The organism is Cutibacterium porci, assembly GCF_009696315.1.
Classification (GTDB): domain Bacteria; phylum Actinomycetota; class Actinomycetes; order Propionibacteriales; family Propionibacteriaceae; genus Cutibacterium; species Cutibacterium porci.
Genome location: NZ_VUMG01000003.1, coordinates 430,202 through 451,260 on the forward strand (window position 1 = coordinate 430,202; position 21,059 = coordinate 451,260).

The 21,059-nt window shown below is 59.3% G+C and carries 16 protein-coding genes; 11 read left to right on the forward strand and 5 right to left on the reverse strand.

Annotation, left to right across the window (positions count from 1 at the left end; all coding sequences use genetic code 11):
* The first annotated feature begins 9 nt into the window (after nucleotides 1–9).
* From FYJ43_RS09440 to FYJ43_RS09455, 4 genes are all read left to right on the forward strand, one after another.
* Nucleotides 10–1,014: a class I SAM-dependent methyltransferase gene (locus tag FYJ43_RS09440; RefSeq protein ID WP_154564151.1), complete on the forward strand. Its 1,005-nt coding sequence runs from the start codon at nucleotides 10–12 to the stop codon at nucleotides 1,012–1,014.
* A gap of 102 nt (nucleotides 1,015–1,116) precedes the next feature.
* On the forward strand, nucleotides 1,117–1,974 hold the full coding sequence (serB, locus tag FYJ43_RS09445) for a phosphoserine phosphatase SerB (RefSeq protein WP_154564153.1): 858 nt from the start codon (nucleotides 1,117–1,119) through the stop codon (nucleotides 1,972–1,974).
* 16 nt (nucleotides 1,975–1,990) lie between these two features.
* The gene (locus tag FYJ43_RS09450; RefSeq protein WP_154564155.1) at nucleotides 1,991–2,779 is read left to right on the forward strand and encodes an aldose epimerase family protein; all 789 of its coding nucleotides are present in this window, start codon (nucleotides 1,991–1,993) and stop codon (nucleotides 2,777–2,779) included.
* Between the two features lie 255 nt (nucleotides 2,780–3,034).
* Nucleotides 3,035–4,549 carry an acetyl-CoA hydrolase/transferase family protein gene (locus FYJ43_RS09455; protein ID WP_154564157.1) on the forward strand — a complete coding sequence of 505 codons (1,515 nt, stop codon included), beginning with the start codon at nucleotides 3,035–3,037 and terminating at the stop codon, nucleotides 4,547–4,549.
* Between the two features lie 203 nt (nucleotides 4,550–4,752).
* Here the strand turns inward: FYJ43_RS09455 and FYJ43_RS09460 are convergent, their stop codons facing one another.
* The 3 genes from FYJ43_RS09460 to FYJ43_RS09470 are packed head-to-tail and all read right to left on the reverse strand — an operon-like array spanning nucleotide 4,753 to nucleotide 8,555.
* A complete protein-coding gene (locus FYJ43_RS09460; RefSeq protein WP_154564159.1) occupies nucleotides 4,753–6,159 on the reverse strand; it encodes an amidase in 1,407 nt (468 codons plus the stop codon).
* Between the two features lie 18 nt (nucleotides 6,160–6,177).
* The gene (locus FYJ43_RS09465) at nucleotides 6,178–7,197 is read right to left on the reverse strand and encodes a LacI family DNA-binding transcriptional regulator (protein ID WP_154564161.1); all 1,020 of its coding nucleotides are present in this window, start codon (nucleotides 7,195–7,197) and stop codon (nucleotides 6,178–6,180) included.
* Entirely contained in the window at nucleotides 7,173–8,555 is a 1,383-nt protein-coding gene (locus FYJ43_RS09470) for a glycoside hydrolase family 16 protein (RefSeq protein WP_229771690.1), read from the reverse strand. The genes FYJ43_RS09465 and FYJ43_RS09470 overlap by 25 nt, the downstream gene beginning before the upstream one ends.
* Before the next feature lie 184 nt (nucleotides 8,556–8,739).
* Here FYJ43_RS09470 and FYJ43_RS09475 point away from each other — a divergent pair, with 184 nt between their 5' ends.
* The 4 genes from FYJ43_RS09475 to FYJ43_RS09490 are packed head-to-tail and all read left to right on the forward strand — an operon-like array spanning nucleotide 8,740 to nucleotide 13,857.
* The gene (locus FYJ43_RS09475; RefSeq protein ID WP_229771691.1) at nucleotides 8,740–10,830 is read left to right on the forward strand and encodes a glycoside hydrolase family 36 protein; all 2,091 of its coding nucleotides are present in this window, start codon (nucleotides 8,740–8,742) and stop codon (nucleotides 10,828–10,830) included.
* Nucleotides 10,827–12,137: an ABC transporter substrate-binding protein gene (locus FYJ43_RS09480; protein WP_154564163.1), complete on the forward strand. Its 1,311-nt coding sequence runs from the start codon at nucleotides 10,827–10,829 to the stop codon at nucleotides 12,135–12,137. The genes FYJ43_RS09475 and FYJ43_RS09480 overlap by 4 nt, the downstream gene beginning before the upstream one ends.
* 5 nt (nucleotides 12,138–12,142) lie before the next feature.
* Nucleotides 12,143–13,045, forward strand: coding sequence for a carbohydrate ABC transporter permease (locus FYJ43_RS09485; protein WP_154564165.1), 903 nt, complete (start codon nucleotides 12,143–12,145; stop codon nucleotides 13,043–13,045).
* Complete coding sequence (locus FYJ43_RS09490; protein ID WP_154564167.1) at nucleotides 13,042–13,857, forward strand: carbohydrate ABC transporter permease; 816 nt, start codon at nucleotides 13,042–13,044, stop codon at nucleotides 13,855–13,857. Before FYJ43_RS09485 ends, FYJ43_RS09490 begins: the two co-directional genes overlap by 4 nt.
* A gap of 487 nt (nucleotides 13,858–14,344) precedes the next feature.
* On the opposite strand, the gene FYJ43_RS09495 is transcribed toward FYJ43_RS09490, so the two are convergent.
* The gene (locus FYJ43_RS09495; RefSeq protein ID WP_154564169.1) at nucleotides 14,345–15,865 is read right to left on the reverse strand and encodes a M81 family metallopeptidase; all 1,521 of its coding nucleotides are present in this window, start codon (nucleotides 15,863–15,865) and stop codon (nucleotides 14,345–14,347) included.
* Complete coding sequence (locus FYJ43_RS09500; protein ID WP_154564171.1) at nucleotides 15,865–17,058, reverse strand: ROK family transcriptional regulator; 1,194 nt, start codon at nucleotides 17,056–17,058, stop codon at nucleotides 15,865–15,867. The genes FYJ43_RS09495 and FYJ43_RS09500 overlap by 1 nt, the downstream gene beginning before the upstream one ends.
* A gap of 190 nt (nucleotides 17,059–17,248) precedes the next feature.
* Here FYJ43_RS09500 and FYJ43_RS09505 point away from each other — a divergent pair, with 190 nt between their 5' ends.
* From FYJ43_RS09505 to FYJ43_RS09515, 3 genes are all read left to right on the forward strand, one after another.
* Nucleotides 17,249–19,045 carry a peptide ABC transporter substrate-binding protein gene (locus tag FYJ43_RS09505; protein WP_154564173.1) on the forward strand — a complete coding sequence of 599 codons (1,797 nt, stop codon included), beginning with the start codon at nucleotides 17,249–17,251 and terminating at the stop codon, nucleotides 19,043–19,045.
* A 115-nt stretch (nucleotides 19,046–19,160) separates the two neighbouring features.
* Nucleotides 19,161–20,120: an ABC transporter permease gene (locus FYJ43_RS09510; RefSeq protein WP_154564175.1), complete on the forward strand. Its 960-nt coding sequence runs from the start codon at nucleotides 19,161–19,163 to the stop codon at nucleotides 20,118–20,120.
* Nucleotides 20,117–21,058: an ABC transporter permease gene (locus FYJ43_RS09515; protein ID WP_154564177.1), complete on the forward strand. Its 942-nt coding sequence runs from the start codon at nucleotides 20,117–20,119 to the stop codon at nucleotides 21,056–21,058. The genes FYJ43_RS09510 and FYJ43_RS09515 overlap by 4 nt, the downstream gene beginning before the upstream one ends.
* Nucleotide 21,059: the final 1 nt, after the last annotated feature.

Genomic DNA, 21,059 nt, shown 5'->3' on the forward strand with positions numbered 1-21,059 from the left:
ACTGCCGCCATGGACGCTGCCCCCCAGAACGCTGTAGACGAGCTCATCACCGCTGAATCGCCGCACACTGACTCGGTGTGGGTGTTGGGACGTCCGTCCCTGGTGCCAGTGGCTGGGACAAGGTGCAGGGCGTGGGTCGATGATTGCCGTGATCTTGCCGATATTCCTGAAAACATCCGCCTCAACCCCCTGACCGCAAACGAAGCTGCCGGTGGTCCCGTCGTGTGGATGGGACTGCCGACAAGCCTTGACGAGCTGGATGAATTGCTAGGGAACCTGTGGCGCGTCCTCGGACCCGAGACCCACATCGTCGCTGGTGGGCGTATCAAGCACATGACCCGGTCCATGAATGACGTCGCAGGCCGGTGGTTTGACGACGTCCACGCCAGTCTCGGGGTGCGCAAAGCGCGCGTATTACACATCTCGTCACCTCGGGAACGTCCGGCCATTAGCGGGCAATGGCCGCGCACCAGCACTGTCAACGGACTGATAATCCGGGCCCACGGCGGGGTCTTCCATACTGCCGGGCTCGACGCCGGAACGTCTCTGCTGCTCGATCACCTCGACGCCATCGCAGCCGACGTCGGCTCGCAGGCCGTCGATTTAGGCTCCGGGAATGGTGTTATTGCTGCTCATCTAGCGCGACGGCTCCCCCACGCCACGATCCACGCCACCGACGTGTCGTGGCAGGCCGTCGATTCCACTGCCCTCACCGCACAGGCAAACCGGCTCAACGTCGTCACTCATTGGTGTGACGGACTAGCCGACATCCCCGATGAGAGCGTCGACGTCGTCGTCACCAACCCTCCCTTTCACAGAGGCACCGCTCAAGATCACGCACCCACGCTGGCCATGCTGGCCGACACAGCGCGAGTGTTGCGCCCCGCGGGAACACTGTGGTGCGTATATAACAACCACTTACCATGGGCGTCGCACATACAGCGCACTGTGGGGCCAATTAGCCGCGTTGGGCGGAATCGTCGCTATACCGTCGTAAGGGCAGTGCGTCGATGAGCCACAGACACGACGACTGTCACAACTCGCCTTTTACGATTCGCACCGGGCCGAGGACCGGGACTTCCACCGAAACCGGTCAAACACACCTACCGTGGTCTCATGAACTCTCGCGTCATCCTCGTCAGCGACGATCGCTCCAGCCTCCGCGCCCCCGGCAGCCTGCTGTGGCCCGATGCCGCCTGTATGCGCGGCATGCACACTGGTGAATGGGCTGCCCACATTTTCGAATACGCCATGTCTTTTGAGGGCAATATGACGCAGGTGCGTGACATAGCCGCCGCGAACGGGGTCGGCGTGCTGCATCCCCACGGTGCACTGGCCACCGAGCCACCTAGTCTCATCGTCTGTGACGTTGACTCCACCATCACGCGCACTGAGGCCATTGACCTGCTCGCCGAATGTGCCGGGAAGGCCAACGAAGTGCACGAGATCACCGCCCGCGCCATGGCTGGCGAACTGGATTTCACGGAATCGCTGCACGCCCGGGTGAGGTGTCTGGAAGGGCTGCATATCGGGGCGCTAGAGGAGGCGCGCAAGGCCACCATCGTCACACCGGGAGCGGCTGAGCTTGTAGCCGCCGCGCATGAGGTTGGAGCCGCCGTCGGATTGGTGTCTGGCGGGTTCACAGCCTTCGTTAACCCGTTGCTCGACCACATCGGGGCTGATTTCGCGGCCTCCAATGAACTTGAGGTCGTTGACGATCACCTCACCGGGCGAGTAGCGGGTAACGTTATCGACCGGGCCGCGAAGGCAACCTGGCTGCGCCGCTGGGTCTCAGAGCGCGGAACCGATCTTGAGCGAACGATCGCCGTCGGTGACGGCGCTAATGACCTTGACATGTTCGCGATCGCTGGGTTACCAATCGCATTCTGCGCGAAACCGGTAGCCGTCGAGGCTGCACGAAACACCATCAGGTGTGAGCGGATAGACGCAGTCCGCGCCGTATGGACTCACTAACCATGATCATGGACATATGAGCACCGGAATCATTCATACAGCGCGTGATGGCGCTTGGCAGGTGGCAGAACATGGTTGTCAGGTCCTCTCCTGGCAACCTGCAGACACGCCCGTGATCTGGTTCGACCCCGAGCACGCCGATGAATCCGAAGCCGTGATCCGAGGAGGGATCCCGCTGTGTGCCCCGTGGTTTGGTCACGGGCCCAACAATGATCAAGACCCTCAGCATGGCTTGGCCCGCCGGGCCACCTTCGAGGTGACAGTCACGGAGCCGTTCCGCGTCACCGGAGTTGCTGAGACAGCGTCGATCGGGATTCGTCACGACGTCGTCATGACCGACGCAGCCTTAGAGATGACGCTCACCCTCACCAACCATGATCACACACCGCGCACCGTCGAGGGAATGTGGCATAGCTATTTTCGCGTCGCAGACGCTACGCAGGCGCGAGTCAGGGGAATTCAAGGCACCGAGTGGCACAATTTCGCAACCGGTGAGCGGGGATCTTTCGACTGCGACGAACTGGCCATCGCCCCCGACACCGACACCGTCATCCAAGGAGTGGGCACAGCCATAGACCTCGTCGATCCGGTGTGGGACCGCCGAATCCATCTGGAGACCACGCGGTGTCCCAGCGCCGTAGTGTGGAACCCACGCTCCTCGTCGGCACACAGCGATAACCCAACGGCCAGCGCATGGCGCGATTTTGTATGCGTTGAGACCGGGATGTGCAAGGAGAATGCGGTGAGCCTCCTGCCAGGAAGCAGCCTCACGTTGTCCACACAGATCAGCGTCGAGACATTGTGATCATGGTCATGGCCCGGCAACAGTAAGGAAGCGCCCGACGAACGTCGAGTCGTGCACGCACCTTGATGACGAGCAACAGTGCTCTCTTGATCCCAAATAGCAGGGGTGGCCCACCCCGTCTGGCAAGTCGCCATATAAAGTAATGTTACGGTTTCGGACCGCCTTCGACGGGAACGAGACAGTGTTTCTTCGACGGCTCACGGGTAGCGCTGTGTGCCGTCACCGACAACCAGCCGCACGGCGGCAGGAGGACAGATGTCAGAGCGGATTGCCAACGCAGCCCTGCGTCAGAAAGTGATGAGTGCAGACGACGCAGCTGCCCTCATCCATGACGGTGACCAGATCGGATTCGGTGGATTCACTGGGTCGGGCTACCCGAAGGCGCTTCCGGGTGCACTGGCCAAGCGCATCCAGGAATCTCACGACCGTGGAGAGAAGTTCACCGTCAACGTTTTCACTGGAGCCTCGACCGCTCCTGAACTCGACGGCGCCCTTGCCGCCGTTGACGGCATCGGCTGGCGCATGCCGTACCAGTCCGATCCGCAGATGCGAAACAAGATCAACGACGGCACCTCCTTCTACACCGACATTCATCTGTCGGAGTCGGGCATGATGGTGCGTCAGGGATTCTTTGGCAACGTCGACTTCGCGGTCATCGAGGCCACCCGGATCACCGAAGACGGGGACGTCGTCCTCACATCATCGGTTGGCAACAACGCGGTTTACTGCGAGGTCGCTGACAAGATCATCATCGAGGTCAACTCGTGGCAGTCCGAGGACCTCGAAGGAATGCACGACATCTACGGTGGTTTCGCACTGCCCCCGAACCGCGTGCCCATCCCGATCACCCACCCCGGTGACCGGATTGGTGACAAGTTCCTCCACATCCCCCAGAACAAGGTTGTGGCCATCATCGAGACCGATGGCCCTGACCGCAACACCCCGTTCAAGCCGATCGACGACGACTCCCGCAAGATTGCCGGATTCCTACTCGACTTCTACGACAACGAGGTCAAGCAGGGCCGTATACCCAAGAACCTTTTGCCCCTACAGTCGGGTGTCGGCAACATCCCGAATGCCGTTCTTGACGGCCTGCTGCATTCCGATCTGGAGCACCTGACCTCATACACCGAGGTTATTCAGGATGGCATGATCGACCTCATTGACGCCGGCAAGCTCGACGTCGCGTCCGCCACAGCCTTCTCGCTGTCGCCTGATTACGCCCACAAGATGAACGAGAACGCGGCCTTCTACCGCGACCACATCATCTTGCGCCCGCAGGAGATCTCGAACCACCCCGAGGTCATTCGCCGCCTCGGTGTCATCGGTGCCAACGGCATGATCGAGGCCGACATTTATGGCAACGTCAACTCGACCCACGTCATGGGCTCGCGGATGATGAATGGCATCGGCGGATCTGGCGACTTCACCCGCAATGCCTACATCTCGGCCTTCGTGTCCCCGTCGACGGCCAAGGGCGGTGCCATTTCAGCGATCGTCCCGATGGTTTCCCACGTCGACCACACTGAGCACGACGGCATGGTTATCATTACCGAACAGGGCATCGCTGATCTGCGCGGCCTGGCCCCCCGCCAGCGCGCGCCGAAGATCATTGAGAACTGCGCCCACCCGGATTTCCGGCCGATGCTGCTCGACTACTACGAGCGTGCGCTGCGTGATTGCAAGTTCAAGCACACCCCGCATTTGCTGAATGAGGCATATTCGTGGCACACCCGGTTCTTGGAGACCGGCACCATGAAGCTCTCCTGAGCTATCACCATCCTGCATGATCGCTCCAGGGCCGTTTCGGTTCTGGAGCGATCATTATGTGCGGTAACCGCGCGAGGTGACGATTTTCGTCACGCCATGTAGTCACAGCCATGACTGCGCGCCGGTAGGCATGCAAAAAATCCCGCCCCGCCCCGGAGACAGGCACGTCAGTGCTGCCACCGTAGGCGAGTCGGGATTTTTGGTTATCGGAAACTGCGCTCATGCCCCCGAGCGCTTTCGAGGGCACAACCGAGTGCCAGCAGAGTGGCCTCGCCGTACAGCCGACCGCCAAGCATGATGCCGATGGGCAGTTCTACGCCGTCAATAATCGTTGTGTGCAATGGCAGGCTCATTGCTGGGCGCCCGGTAATGTTCCATAGGCTGGTCCACGGTGTGAAACGGCATTGCGCGTCGAAATCAGCCGCCGGATCGTCATCATTCCGCAGCGCTCCTATCGGCAAGGGAGGCTGGGCTAGGGTCGGGCTGACGATGACGTCGAAGCTGTGCCAATGCTGCCCGACTCGGCGGGTCACCATCTGGATACCGGCCAAGGCGTCGGCTAGCTCGACTCCGCTGCGACGTCGGCCCTGGTCGCGCAGCCACCTGGACATGGGTGTGCAGAATTCTTCACGGTCGGGCGGAACCGGAATCGCGGCGGCCCCGACTTCCCACACGCATCGGAAAGATTCCCACTCGGGAGGGCCAAAGGGGGCACTCGTCTGCTCGACGATGTGGCCCATCGACTCCAAGGTGGCTGCCGTCCGGTCGAGCGCCGTCAGGGCATCCGGATGTACCTGGGTATCGGCGATGACCGGATCGCGCAGTATTCCGATGTGTAGCGGTCTCAGGTCACGGTCACAGACCGACAGAAAGGTCCCTGTCGACGACGGGGCGTAGTAAGGGTCGCCCGGCCACGGCCCGGATAGTACGTCGAGGGCAGCTGCGGTGTCGCGCACTGTGCGGGTCAGCACCCCGCTGCTCACCAGCCCCGGGCCGTCAATCCCGTAAGGCCCTGACGAGACCCGGCCCCTACTGGGCTTAAGGCCGACGACCCCGCAGCATGACGCCGGAATGCGTATTGATCCTCCGCCATCGGATCCCTGGGCGATCGGCACTTCCCCGGCCCCGACGGCGGCCGCTGCACCACCGGATGACCCTCCCGCCATCCGGGTGTGGTCCCACGGGGTGACGGTAGCCGCCCGCCCGTCCGGCTCGGTATAGCAGGGGAGCCCGAATTCGGGTGCGGCCGTCGTCCCGATCGGGATAGCACCAGCCGATTTGAGTCGAGCGACGATGCCATCGTCGTAGTCTGCCAGCGTCCCGCCGACGGCCTGACTACCGACGGCACGAGGCGCTCCGCTCAAGGCGTTGAGATCCTTAATCGGGCAAGGAACGCCGAACAAGGGGCCCGGACGGACCTGTCCTACATCGAGCTGATGCTGGAGTTCGCGGGCGGTGTTCCGAGCCCCGGTGTCATCGATCCACGTCCACGCGTGACACTCGTCGGCATGTGCCGCTTCGAGGGCGGTATCAATAACCTCAAGGACCCCGACGTCGCCAGCGGCGATGCGGGTGGAGGTTTCCAGGGCGGTCAGTGGGTCCATAGTCATGGTCCTACCATGCCGACGTTAAGGGTCGGCGGGGTCATCCACCGGAGGGCACGCTGAAGCCCGGACGATCAGGGCCGTAGGGATCTCGACTATTCCGCTGGGATCCGTTCCAAGGGCAAGGCGGGCCGCAGCTTCTCCCACGGCCGCAAAATCAAGCCGCACCGTCGTAAGCGCTGGCCGAGTGGCCACCGAGTGTGGATGATCATCCATGCCGACGACAGAGACGTCCTCGGGAACCCTCAATCCCAGCCTGTCAAGCCCTGTCAAGAGGCCGATCGCCAAGTCGTCGTTTCCACACAAGACTGCCGTCACCCTGTGCGCTCGTACCGCCCGTGCAACGTGCATACCCGTCTCAACTGACCACCCAGTTGCCAACGGTTCGAGCGATGGGAGGCCTCGAGCAGACAGGACTTCGCGCCACCCCGCACATCGCGGATCAGGGTGTCCAGCAGGCGGAACTCCGACATAGGCAATGCGACGGTGACCCAAACCCGCCAAGTATTCTGTGGCTATTACTGCACCTGCATGATCATCGGTCCACGCACGAGACCAGGGTTCGCCCTTTTCGGGTCTTCCCCCGGCAATAGCAACCGGAAGATCGACGGGCAACCCAGGCAGGAGAGCCACGCTGGGGGAATCAAACTCGAGGACGACAACCCCATCGGCTCGAGCGTCTAAGGCGCATCGCACGGTGGAACGGCATTGCATCGGCGACCCAGCCAGCACATGTAAAGAGGTCTCAACGCCGAGGTCCAGGGCCGCGCTTAGCACACCCGAGAGCGTCGCCCAGTAACCGGTGCGGCCGATGTCGGAAACGAGAACGTGCAACCGGGCGACGTCGGGATCAGCACGCCGATACCCCAGCTCGGTGGCCGCAGTGAGAATCTCCTCAGTGGCGCGCGGAAGGGTGCCCTCAGCACCACTTTGACGCGCCAAGGCACGCGACGCCGTTGCTAAGGAGACGCCGGAACGCTCGGCGACGTCAGCTAATCGCGGGGGCCACCAGGGCCGCCTCACCATGGCCGGGTCACGTTCCATGTACTGGACAATACCGGGTTCACACTCCGGCCCTCGGCAGGCGCATCCGCAGGAGACCAGGGCGCGACGGGGACGCATCTGGGGGCTGCTGAGGTGGAACAAGCCGGCGCAGACGGAACGGGAATCGATATTGCCGATCGGTTGGGAAGGGGCGAGGGAACCGCAGCGGTGAGCGTCCAGACCGCTGCCATGGCCGAATCCGAACCTTCGATCACCCTGTTATCAGCTACGACGATCGGCAAGCCTGTGAACTTTGAGTGCAGGGTACGCCCGGCCCCATCTGCAAGCATGTGCCAGCGATTGAGACTACCCCCGGCATCCGACGTCGTCCGACGTCCGGATCCGACGACGACCTCATGTTTACCGTCCTCGGCGTCGACACCGAGGACAGCACCGCCAGGAGTCGAAAGGCTGTAAGTGCAGTCGTCGTGCTGGACAACACGCCAAGTCTGAGGCTTCGTCTGCAAGGTAAGGACGCTGCCGTCAAGTCCCAAGAATCGCCCGTCCAAACTAGCCAGCCGATAGTCGCCAGCCTCTAGTGTCGGGTTCGGGGCGTACCAGGCGCGCACGTAATCAATGTCAAAACTAGCCGGGAGCTGACTGACGACTGGGGCCCCTAAATGCCCTTCGAGACTGAGGACCATGTGCCGCGACATCCGCCACAGAGAAGCGTCACTAGGTTTCGTTTCCCACGCCAGGTGACGGTCAAAATAGAATCGGAGCCGACCGTCGCGACGTTCGACACCGTACGTGTGGTAATCCCGCGAAATGTCGACGTCAACCGGGTAGGCGTGGCCGCCGAAACGCCGGTGCGTGGTTTCCGTGTTATCAGGCCACACATGCGTCGCAATGTTCATCTTCATGTAGTCAAAAGTTTCCTCGACGTCAAGCTCTGGGTTTGGCTCGGCGCCGGTCAGCAAAAGGGGGCCACCGTCAAGGGCAGATGACTGCATCCAGATGGCCGACAGTACCCGGGCGGTCGAGGGCAGCACCTTGGCGCGCACCTCGACATAGGTGCACAAGCCCGGCAAGTCAAAGACTGATTCGACGGCACCAAAAGTGTAGGAATAGTCATCGACCCGCTCGGCACGGGCAGATAAACGGAGCTGCCCGTCAGAGAAGGACACGTTCGCGTCTCGAAAGAGGCCACTTCCCGAGTGTGAGTACCACAGGCCGCGATGCCACTGAACCGAACTGCGGACCGGATCGGAAAACTCGTCTCCAACGCCCAGGAGGGTCCAGTCGCCGAGGTCGATATCGGCTCCGGTGGCGACAGCTCGATCGTGGCCGACAACCACCGGAACAACCGCCGTGAGAATGGCAGCTTCGAGGACTGATCTACGTGTGATCAGTGTCATGTGTGCTCCTATGCAACATCGTCACCCCTTGAGGGATGCCATGCAGCCTACGACAAATGACCCTCGTCTCCACGAGCGCGTGAAAACAGCTTTTTCATGCGCTGTGGACGGCCCCTTCTTTGGATCCTAGGGTGAACCGCATCAAGAACAACGGCCAATGCCGGCCGACCAGGAGCTCACCACTATGCACAACGTCACCCAAGTCATCCAGCCGTACCGGCTCGCGATGGCCCCCGACCAACCGATCGGTTTGGCAGCCGGAGCTCTTGACGGCACGGCAGCGCTTCCCCTCGTCGAATGCCTCACCCTCGAACATGGCCGATGCTTCGTCGACCATCGACTCACCCAGACTGCTGTGGGGGCCGGTCTTCGTCCTGTTCACCGCGAACCGCTCACTTCGCCGTGGCCCGGCACCCGTATCACCCAGCATGATCCAAGATCCGAACTCACCGTCACCGTCGATCTTTGGCACCCCACCTCAGGGACATTGCGCGGGCAAACAACCGTACAGAATGACGGCAAGCTCCCGGTCCACCTCACTGCCGTCTCTGCGATGTGCGCCAGCCTCCTGTCTGGAGCCGAGCTCGATAACCTGGATGTGCTCATCGCACCCAGCGCGTGGATGGCCGAGCAACGGTGGGCCCATCACCACCTGTCCGATCTTCTGGTGGCCGTCGGCACCGAGTTGCATGGAGAATCCCCACGCGACCGCTTCATCCTATCCTCTGAGTCCGGTTGGTCATCGGGACGTTGGGAACCGGTCGGCTTTATTACTGACCCGGCCTCTGAACGCACCGTAGGCTGGCAGATTGAGCACAACGGTGGCTGGACTGTTGAATTAGCCCGGCGCTCTTCGACCCTGGGCCTCTGCCTCTTCGGGCCGACTGACCTTCAGCACCACTGGATGCACCAACTCGACCCAGGCGAGACTTTCACTACCCCCACGGTGACGTTAGCGGTATCTGATAACGGCTGGCAGGGCGCGGCAGCCGAACTAAGCACCTACCGCCGCGTGTTGAGGGGCAGCAGTGGCACAGCAGCTCCGATCGTCTTCAACGACTACATGAATACCCTCATGGCCGATCCAACAGCCGAACGACTCTCGGCGCTCATCCCAGCCGCGGCTCGCACCGGAGCCGAGGTGTACTGTATCGACGCCGGATGGCACTCCGACGACACAGACTGGTGGGACGACGTCGGTTGTTGGGAGCCCTCGCCTCGCCGATTTCCTGGCGGGCTCCGCCGCACCCTTGATCTCATTCTCTCCTACGGCATGACGCCTGGCCTGTGGATTGAACCGCTGGCTGTCGGTCTGCGCAGTCCCCTCGTCAATGATCTACCACCGGAGGCTTTCATGCGCCGTGCAGGAGTTCCGATCGTCGAACAGAATCGGGTGCGTCTGGACATGCGCAATCCGCAAGCTCGCTCTCACCTAGATTCCGTCATCGACAGGATGGTCAGTTACGGCATCGGCTATCTCAAGATTGATGACAATTTCTCTGTCGGTTCTGGCCCCGATGAGGACGCAGATTCTCCTGGTGACGGTTTGCTCGGGCATTGCCGCGCTTGGGCCTCCTGGCTTACCGACCTCTCTCGTCGTCACCCTGGACTCGTCGTCGAGAACTGCGCATCTGGGGGGATGACCACCGACTATGCCCTGTTGGCCCGAGCAGCCATCCAGTCGACATCAGACCTCCAAGATTCGGTGCGTTACCCGCCCATCGCCGCCAATTCACCAATGACGATTTTGCCCGAACAGGCCGCCAACTGGGCTTATCCACAGCCGGACATGGACGACGAGCAAATCGTCTTTACTGTCACTACCTCTTTAGCTGGCACCTTTTACCTGTCCGGTCATGTCGATCGCATGAATGCTCACCAGATGGCTCTCGTGCAGTCTGGCGTGGAGGTAGCTAAGGCCTTACGGTCAGATCTCACCAGCCAGATACCGTGGTGGCCGAACGGCCTTGCCGGCTGGAATGACGAATGGATCGTCACCGGGCGTCGAAAAAAGTCGTCTCGTGACGGGGTGATCATCGTCTGGCATCGTCCTGGCACCGAATCGACAATTCTCGACTTACCTGATCTGGCTGGGACCCACCTCGTGCCTCTTTATCCACCAGCCTCTCTAGTCCCCGACCCAGGAATTCATATTGCTGACTCATCGGGTTCTCCTCGACTTAGTTGCCCGTCTCCCAAACCAACCGGCCGGGTCTTCCGCGTCCGGGACCTTCACGATTGCGTCACCGACGTCGCAGAAATGGAGAAGAAATGAATCGCCCCTTCAAGGCTGTCGCAGTAGGAGCCATCGCGACGCTGTGCCTCACTGCCTGCTCCGATCCAGGCTCAGGCTCACCGCAATCCTCAGGATCAGAGTCATGGCCGTCAGCAACCACCAATCTCCACGATGTGGAGTTGACGATGTGGGCCGCCCAGTCGTCGGCATCGATCCCCAAGCAGGTCGTTGCGGACTTCAGTAAGGCTACCGGAGCCAAAATCAAGATCGTCACTCTCCCCGACCCCTACGAGCAGAGTGTCCAGACCAAAGTCGCCACCGGTGACGTCCCTGACCTGGCCATGTGGCAACCGACGACGTCGATGCTGACCAGCCTGGGGGCCAAAGAGCATCTGCAGGTGCTCGACGACGCCCCGTGGGAGTCGAAAACTGACAAGAACGTCCTGGCTGCCGGTAGCTCATTGAACGGGCACCGCTACGCCGCCTTCGTCTCAGCACCCTCAGTCATGGGCGTCTGGTACAACAAAGAAGTTTTCACCAAGAACGGCGTCCAGGTGCCGAAAAATTTCGACGAGATGCTCACCATCGCCAAGAAACTCAAGGCTGCTGGCCAGACCCCGTTCTACGAGATGGGCGGAGAGTGGTGGGCCAGCCAGTGGGCGGTTCAGGTACAGCTGGCCGACACCGCCAAGGCCGGTCTATGGGACAAAGTCAACAGAAATGAGGATAAGTTCACCGGCACTGAGATCCAAGGTGCTATCAACACCTACGACACCATGATCAAGGACGGCCTGTTCAATTCGGACATAAAGACCGGAACTTTCAACGACCAAGCCAAGGCACTGCTCGACGGGAAAGCAGCGATGGCCATTCAAGTAACGAGCCTATTGGGCAACATGGCCGCCCGAACCGACACTGCCACTCTCGACAAGAAGATCGGGTTCTTCCCCATCTCTAAATCGGGAACTGTGGCAACGTCAATCCCCGACCAGACCAACGCAGTGGTTGCCTTCAAGTCGAACGATGCCAAGAAGGAGACTGCGGCACGTCAGTTCATCACCTACTGGTTGTCCGACGGCTACGCGTCCTTCATCAAGAGACAAAACACCGTTTCCATCATTAACGGTGTTCGAACGCCCGATTCCGTACCCAAAGCCCTCATCGACTCGAACGCTACCCTCAAAGACTCAGTCGGCTCGATGCAGTCTCTTGCCATCGCTAATCCCGACTTGGCAAAAAACCTCGGTGACATGATCGCTGGCACGAAAACCCCGGCACAAGTGGCTTCAGAGACTCAGTCCCAGTTCGCCCAGCTCGCCAAGGCGATCGGCGCGAAGGGATTCTGATCCGTATGCCCTCGATGGAAGCCGCACCGCGACACGGCAATGCAAACCAGTCGCACCCTTGGGGATTCGTCGTACCCGCGCTCGCCGTGCTCGCGGTGTTCTTCCTCACACCAACGATCTACAACTTCATCTACGCTTTCACAGACTGGTCGAGCTTCAAAACGGCCATCAACCCAGTAGGCTGGAGCAATTTCTCCGATCTCATCGCATCAGGGAGCTTACGGAAATCCCTGATCATCACCCTTATTTACGCAGCTGGCGTGGCCGTTTTGCAGAATCTGTTCGGACTGGTGCTGGCCGTGATGTTGGAGCGCGACACCCTCGTCAACAAGATCGTCCGGGTAATTTTCTTTATCCCCGTGATCCTCTCGGCACTAGCGACTGGTTACATTTTTCAAGCGTTGCTGCGCCCCGACGGCGGGCTCAACCAAATGCTCGGAATGCTCATAGGGTCTCCGGTGAAAGTCTCCTGGCTGGGTTCGACGACGTGGACTCTGCTCGTGTGCATCGTCATTCACTCATGGAAGTGGATGGGCATGTCGATGCTCGTGTACCTGGCCGGGCTTAAGACGATCGACGCCCAAGTGCTCGAAGCGGCACGCATCGACGGAGCGTCACGGTGGGCGGCATTCCACCATATCCGCCTACCTCTCGTCGCCCCAGCGGTGACATTCAACGTCGCCACCGCCTTACTGGGGTCGATGAACTCCTTTGACATTGTTCAGGCGACGACAGGCGGAGGCCCCGGCGGCTCCACCGAACTACTCAATCTCTTCATCTTCCGAACTTTCGGCCAGGGCCTCTACGCTCAGGCAACGACAATGAGCCTGGTGCTTTTCGTGGCCGTTGTGATCTTGGCATTCCCCGTGATCGGGATGCTTCGTCGCCGTGAAGGGAAAATGTCATGACCAAACGCATCATTCAACCAATTGGCGCGGCACTGCTAGCTTTGATCGTCGTCGGGATACCACTGTGGACGGTCATCGTCACCGCGGGGAAGTCCCAGGCCGACGCACTCACCCCGGACATGTCATTGCCACACCACTGGCAGTTATTGACCAACATCTCCACTGTCACCGACCAGACAAGGATCGGCTGGGCGTATCTGGGCTCGTTATTCCTGCTAATACCCTCGGTGGTCGTCGTCTTAGTCATCGGATCGATGGCATCGTGGGTGCTGGCTCGGCGCAAAGGCAAGCTCGTCTCCGTCATCTACGCGTTGGGAATTTCGGGCATTATCCTACCTCCAGCAGTCGTCACCTTGGTATTGCTGCTGCGCCAGTTGGGATTGGCTGGCCGCCCCACTGGAATGATCTGTGCCTATGTCGGAATGTATCTGTCGACGGTGATTTTCTTCGTCACAGGATTCGTCCGCACGATACCCGAATCCCTCGAGGAGGCAGCCCGAATCGATGGAGCTGGACCTATGCGCGTATTTGTAAAGGTCATCCTTCCCTTGCTGCGACCAGTGCTGGCAACTGCCACGATTCTCATCAGCCTTTACGTGTGGAACGACGTCTTCTATGCCTTCTTTATCGTAGGCGGTCGAATGGACACCTTGCCGCTGAATTTGTTTACAGTCGCCAGCGCTGGGGTACACCTCAATAACTGGCATCTCATTTTCACCTACGTACTGCTTATGAGCTTGCCGATTGTTGCGCTGTTCATTGTGTTCCAGCGCAGCATTATTTCAGGTATCACTTCGGGTGCGGTCAAGTGACCCCTCTTACCGCCTGCGACCTTTGACCGTCCTTCGCTGATGCTCGACAGAAAGCATCTCACCAAACCCCACGGCATGCCGGCTCCAAGACGATCGCAATGCTCTTCCTCATAGCCGGCGACATCATGCTTAGATACCACTAGTGAAGTACCGGACGAACATGGTGCGCAGAGTTATCATCTCAGCCCAACAGCACTCATCAGCAGAGTTCGCAGTAACACTAGCTAATGACTCTCCGAAGAGATATGACGCGTCAACAAGTCAATCAGCTGGTTCAAGGAAGTGGCTCTCTAAAGCAAGCATGAATAGGTAGCACAGCAAAGTTTCACGGACCTTATCCGAATCACAAACTAAAATCAGACCAACGAAAAACTCGTACTCCAGGGAGTATCCAACAACTGCCAGGCTCCATCCTCAGCTGAATAGACCCGACTAGATCGAGGCGTGATTGCACGCCTCGATCTGATTGGCGAAATCTCCACAGCGCTCACCCTGTAATGCCAGTGAAGTCTGGATCCTGCATGTCCTCGTCAAAGGGAAAGATTGGACGACGCAGATGGTTATAACCCAAACGCATAAGGTCCTGGTCTACGCCGCCAGGGGTGAGCGCCATGATCCAATCAGCGGCCAAGCTATAAAGATCCGGCTCTAGATATCCGATCTTCACCACGACAATGTCAGTCGTCCGAGGGTCCAGTTGTACCCGTTCAAACTGTTCAAGGGTCGTGTACTGATTGCGCCGAGTCGTCACGATAATGCTAAGCCCCCCGACTCCTAGCACTGCCGTACGCAGGCCGCCCGGATCATCAACTAGGCAGCGCACCTGGGCACTTAGGTGGACAGGGCCGGGCATACGAGTATCGACATGTCCACCTAAATCCGCCTCGATGACGCCCCCGACGCCCGCTTCGTCAGCAAGTTTCACGGCCTCTGGGTCATAGATGGAAGCATAGATCGCGGAGAGATCCCCGCCAGTGATCTCGGGATGGGCCAGCAATACAGATAGCGCAATCGTCACGTCATCAGCACCTCCAGCGCCCGGATTGTCTCCCGAGTCAGAGATAATGAACGGTCGCCGCGATGACACCACCGCCTTATCTACCGCTTCTTCAATCCCATCTGTGGGAGCGACGAAGGCAAATTCGTGACGCACCTTCCAGAAGAATTGTGCAATCTCACGCACCCCGTCGCGTACGCTGTTCTCGTCGTCACCGAACCCGACGACGGCTGCCGTGCAGCGGGGCTGATCCGCCCAGGCAAAGCCAATCCACACCCCGACATCGGTAACACCGTCACGAGCCGCCACCTCAGGCACCATGCCGTAGAGTGACGCCGCCGGTTCGAGCCTGGTGGATGTCTTTTCGCCGGGTAACAGAATCGGCACTGTGACCATCGCCTTAATCGGTTTCCCCTTCCCGGAACGTAGTCGCTCGCACAATGTCCGAGCTGCTCTCTCCCGTGACACCCACGCATCCTCGTGCGGTGCCATCCGATAGCAGGTGAGTAGATCGCAGCCCGCGAAGAGCTTTTCAGAGACGTTTCCGTGCAGATCCATCGAGGCGCTCACCATCGGCTCGGGGCCAACCACGTCACGGATGGCGTTAATGAGATCTCCCTCAACGTCGTCGTAGCCTGGCACGCTCATCGCTCCGTGAATGTCGAAGAAGATCCCGTCCAAGTGGCCAGCCTTCGCCAGCCCGTCACAGATTTCAACGCGCCACTTCTCATAGGTCAAACGCTCCACGCGGCCTCCTGGCAGGGCTGAGCAGTGCAGGATCGGCACCCATTCAACGCCACGGTTCCACGGACGTTTTACCGGCACATCCCACTCCTCACCTGCAATGGCCCGGGGCACGTGGTCTATGCCGGGGATCGGGGACTCAGTGATCCACGGGTATCGCTCCAGCAGTGTCTGGCCACGACGCTGCGTGAAGTCAGCGGCCGTGCTCATGTAGGGGGTGAAAGTACTCGATTCGATATGAAGCCCACAAATGGCTATACGTATCATCAGTGATTGCCTTCCTGTGAGATGGGCATATGAGAGTCAAGTATCGACATGCCAATAAGCGGAGCATTAGCTCCGCACGCCGAAGTCTCGATAACGAGATGTTCAGTGCACATGGGCAAGCAGCGCTCGTACAGTTCACTGCGTACGCCTGCGAGCAAAGAACTCATCTGCGACATTGAACCGCCCAACACGATGCGAACTGGGTTGAGGAAGTTGACAAGATTAGAAAGCACCTCACCAAGACGTATTCCGGCGTCACGCACTAAGGAAACCGCCTGGGGATCGCCGCTGTTTTCGGCAGTCACCAACTGCGAAGTTGTGGAAATGGACGAACCCAAGTGGCCTAGCCGCCGCAAGATCGCAGCCCCCGATGCCACCGTCTCCAAACACCCAGAGTTACCACAGGTGCACGGTAGGGGGTTATCGGTTTGCACCCGCAGATGGGTGATGTCGCCGGCAAGACCGCGCGAGCCTCGGTAGGCGACACCACCGCTGACCCAACCAGCACCTATGCCGGTGCCAGCTTTGACGTAGATGCAGGAGTCCAGGTGTCGTCCGCGGCAGTTCCACTCCCCGATTGCCGCGGCGCGAGCGTCATTCTCGATAACTGATGGCACCGCGAGTTCCTGCGCCAGCATGCCGGCAATGTCTTTTCCACTCCATCCAGGCATCCGTGCTGCCCCGACGACGTGACCACTACCGTCGACCGGGCCGGGTACCGCCAGACCGGCTGAAACCAACGCTCCAGGGATTTCGTCACGAAGCCTTCGCCACCCCTTTGCCAAGGCTTTGATCGTCTTCTCCGGACCGATCTCTATGTCTATCTTGATGTCGTCGGTAGCTAGTAGCTCACCCTCACGAGACGCTATCCCCAACCGGGCATGATGCTGGCCAAGTTCTGCAACAAAGGCATTACCAACTGCTGGTGCAACGCGCAACTTAGTGGGACGGCGACCCCCGGTAGAGTCGGCGCACTCAAACTCTTCAACGACTCGCGACTCAAGCAGGTGCCGCACCGCCGCGCTCACCGTGGAACGCGGCATAGAAGTGCTCTCGGCAATCTCGGCACGAGTGAGACCCGGCGTCTTTCGGAGAACCTTAACGACTCGCTGCTCAGGGGCGCTGACCAGCTGATCATGTGCGTGCTCGTTCATACCCGTTGCGCCAAAGTTGGTGAGCTCAATATCTGTCATCAGCTTCCTCAATCTGTCATCACGCCTGCCCGCCGTCCCGGCCCACAGTATGCCCGTTGTTACAACCATGTGTAGCAAAAGTAATAAAAGTTAGACTATTTTCCATCCAAAACACTCAAAGTAGCCAACTTGAGCTAATCTTGCGGTAGTAGAGGCTCGTCCCAACAGGCAACGGAGGCTGAGGGAACTCATGAAGAAACCACGAAAGAAACTGTTAGTGATGACCGCAGCGATGGCAGCAACTCTGTTGGTTGCCTCGTGCTCGTACGGCAATGGCAACCCCGGTCGATCTGAGGCAAGCGGCAGCACACAGGGCGACAACGTATCCTTCGCCACCGCCACGCCTAACTGGATCCTCCCGGTGTCCGCGCCTGGAAAGACACAGGGTGAGAACGCCATGCTCACCCAGCTCGTCTACCCCGCCTTGTTCTCCTACAAACTCGACGCCAAGAACGAGTTCAACATCGATGAACGCCACTCGGTAGCCAAACTTCCCACCGTGTCCGACGACTCACTCACTTACACCATCACCCTCAAGGACCGCACATGGAGCGATGGCGTCGAGCTCACTACGCGTGACATGGAGTTCTGGTGGAACATCGTCACCAATAACACCGACAAATGGGCGTCTTACCGCAAAGGCCAGTTCCCCGACAACGTCAAAGCCTTCAAGATCATTGACGATAAGACCTTCACCATCACCACGACTGAGAAGTACAACCCGGCGTGGTTCATCAACAACCAACTGAACCGACTTGCGCCAATGCCAGCCCACGCCTGGTCTAAGACCAGCGACTCTGACAAGCCCGGCGAAAAGGACCGCACCCCGGCCGGAGCCAAGGCAATCTTCAAATATCTAAGTGCAGCCTCAGAAGACTTACAGAACTACGGCACTAACAAACTCTGGAAGACGACTCTCGGACCCTTCCAGCTCGGAAAGTACACCCCAAACGGTGAGGCCAAGCTCGTCGCCAGTCCTGGCTACGACGGTGAAGACAAGGCGAATATCTCGAGCTTTACCATGCAGCCGTACACCAGCGACGACGCTGAGTTCAACATTCTGCGTTCCGGGAGCATCGACTACGGCTTCATCCCACCCAGCTCGATGAGTCAGCAAAAATACATCGAGAAACAGGGTTACACCGTCAAACCGTGGTATGGCTGGTCGATAACCTACATGCCGCTTAACTTCAACAACCCGAAGTCCGGCCCGATTTTCGCTCAAAAGTATATCCGCCAGGCAATGCAATACCTCATCGATCAGGAGGGAATCTCCAAGGTCATCTGGAACCAGACTGCATCTCCCACCTGCGGTCCGGTACCCCAACAGCCGGGCACCGTCGGAAGCTCCAAAGGCTGCGCATACGACTACAACCCTGCGAAAGCCGAGAAACTCCTCAAAGACCACGGCTGGAATGTCACTAAGGACGGAGTCACTACTTGCCAAAAAGCCGGGGAGGGCGAAGGCGAATGCGGCAAAGGAATCAAGCAGGGCGCCAAGCTCTCTTTCACCGTAATTTCCCAGTCCGGTTTCACTTCGACCACCCACATGTTCGCCGAGCTCAAGTCGAGTTTTTCCAACGTCGGTATCAACCTGGAGATCCGAGAAGTTCCTGACTCAGTGGCTGAGTCGCAAGCCTGCAAACCCAACGACACGAACTGCAAGTGGGACCTGTCATTCTTCGGTTCACAGTCGTCGTGGTACTACCCGGTCTACGCGTCCGGTGAACGGCTCTTCCAAAGCGGTGGCCCGGTAAACCTGGGCAGTTACTCCGACAAGAAGGCTGACGAGCTTATTGATGCGTCCATGCGTTCGAACGATCGAGCAGCTCTCAAAGCGTACAACGACTACTTGGCAGAAGACCTACCTGTGCTATGGATGCCGAACCCGGTCAATCGCGTCTCGGCATGGAAATCCAACATCCAGGGCATCGATCCACAGGACCCCATGCTTTACGTGTACCCGCAGGACTGGACCATCAAATGACTTCACTGGGGTCGGGCCAACTTACTGGTCCCGCCTTATTCCAGCCGGCGTCACCGGAACACCCCGGTGACCCCACCCCAACGCCCCGACCACCCACCTCAGGAGGGAGCAAAGGATGACCCGATACATCGTGCAGCGCGTCTTTCAGGCGCTCGTAGTGCTGCTACTCGTCACGCTTATCACTTTCTCCATCCTTCACGCACTTCCAGGCGGAGCAGCTCGCTCGGCTTTGGGATTGGATGCCACTCAAGCACAGATCGACGCATACAACCACCAGATGGGTTACGACCAACCCCTATGGAAGCAGTATTTCGACTATCTGATCCAGATCTCCCACGGGGAATTCGGACACTCCTATCGGCTCAACATGCCAGTTGCCGATGCGATCGGTCAGCGGCTCCCGAAAACGATTGTCCTCAGTCTTATATCGGCAGCCATCGCCATCATCCTCGCGATCCCTATAGGCGCTATCCAAGCCGTCAAGCGCAACCGCGCAGCTGACTACGCTCTCACCGTCATCGCCATGCTCGCATATTCCACACCACTGTTCTTCCTGGGCCTCGTTCTCATCATTCTCTTTTCACAGGTGTGGCCGATCTTCCCGCCAGAAGCGCCCCAAGGGTTCAGTGTCGGAGAAGTTCTTAGCCAAGGGAAATCGCTCGTGCTCCCCACGACGACACTCGCCATTGTCACGCTGGCCGTATACGCGCGCTACATGCGCTCCTCAATGGTTGACAACCTCGAGGAAAACTACATCCGCACCGCCCGCAGCAAAGGAATTACCGAGAAAAGAGTCGTCATCGTCCATGCCCTGCGCAACTCGCTGTTTCCGATCATCACCCTACTCGGCATGCAGTTGCCTGCCTTGTTTTCCGGTGCACTGGTAGTGGAGTCGCTGTTCAACTACCCCGGCATGGGTCTGTTGTTCTGGCAAGCGGCCCAGTTCCGCGACTACCCCATCCTGCTAGCCGTCACCATCATTATCTCAATGGCCACCGTGCTCGGCGCCCTCATTGCAGACGTTCTCTACGCCGTCGTCGACCCGCGGATTCGCTACGGAGGAGCAGACCGATGAGCACCGAGATCGCTATTCCCGATCCTCAGAACCGAGGTTCTAAACCTGCACATCCCACGCGTTCCAGCATAGGGAGACGGACCAGCAGACGCACCAGTCTCTTCAAACAGGGAGTGGAGGTCTTCTTCGAGAACCGTTTGGCCTTCATAGGATTCGTTACCCTGCTCATCATCGTCGCTCTATGCTTCATCGGGCCATCGATCTGGCGAACCGATCAGGTCCACACCCAGCTGCCCAATGCCTACCTACCCATCTCCGGCACGCACCCTCTCGGTACGGACGCAGTGGGCTACGATCAACTGGGACGGCTCATGCTCGGCGGCCAGACGTCCATCATCGTCGGCCTGGCAGCCGGCATTTTAGCCACCACCATCGGGACGATTTGGGGCGCCACAGCCGGATTCGTCGGAGGATGGGTGGACGCTGCGATGATGCGAATCGTCGACTCACTCATGGCTATCCCGGCCTTGTTTCTCTTCATGCTCATCGCCACGATCGTCACACCGACCGTGCCCTTATTGGTAATCATCATTGGCGCATTCGCTTGGCTCAACCCAGCTCGACTCATCCGCGGTGAGTCGCTGGCTCTGCGAAGCCGAGAGTACATCGTCGCTATGCGTGGCATGGGCGGTCGCTCGCTGCGCGCCGTACGCACTCACATTGTGCGTAATGCCATCGGCACCGTCATCGTCAATGCAACCTTTCAAGTGGCAGACGCCATCCTCTACGTCGCATACCTGTCATTTCTCGGCCTCGGGGTTCCCCCACCAGCAGCCAATTGGGGCGGCATGCTTTCCGACGGGCTCGCCGAGGTCTACTCGGGTCACTGGTGGCTGCTATATCCGCCCGGAGTACTAATCATCATTCTGGTTGTCGCGTTTAATTTCGTCGGTGATGGATTACGGGACGCCTTCGAGGTTCGGCTGAGGAGTAGATGAC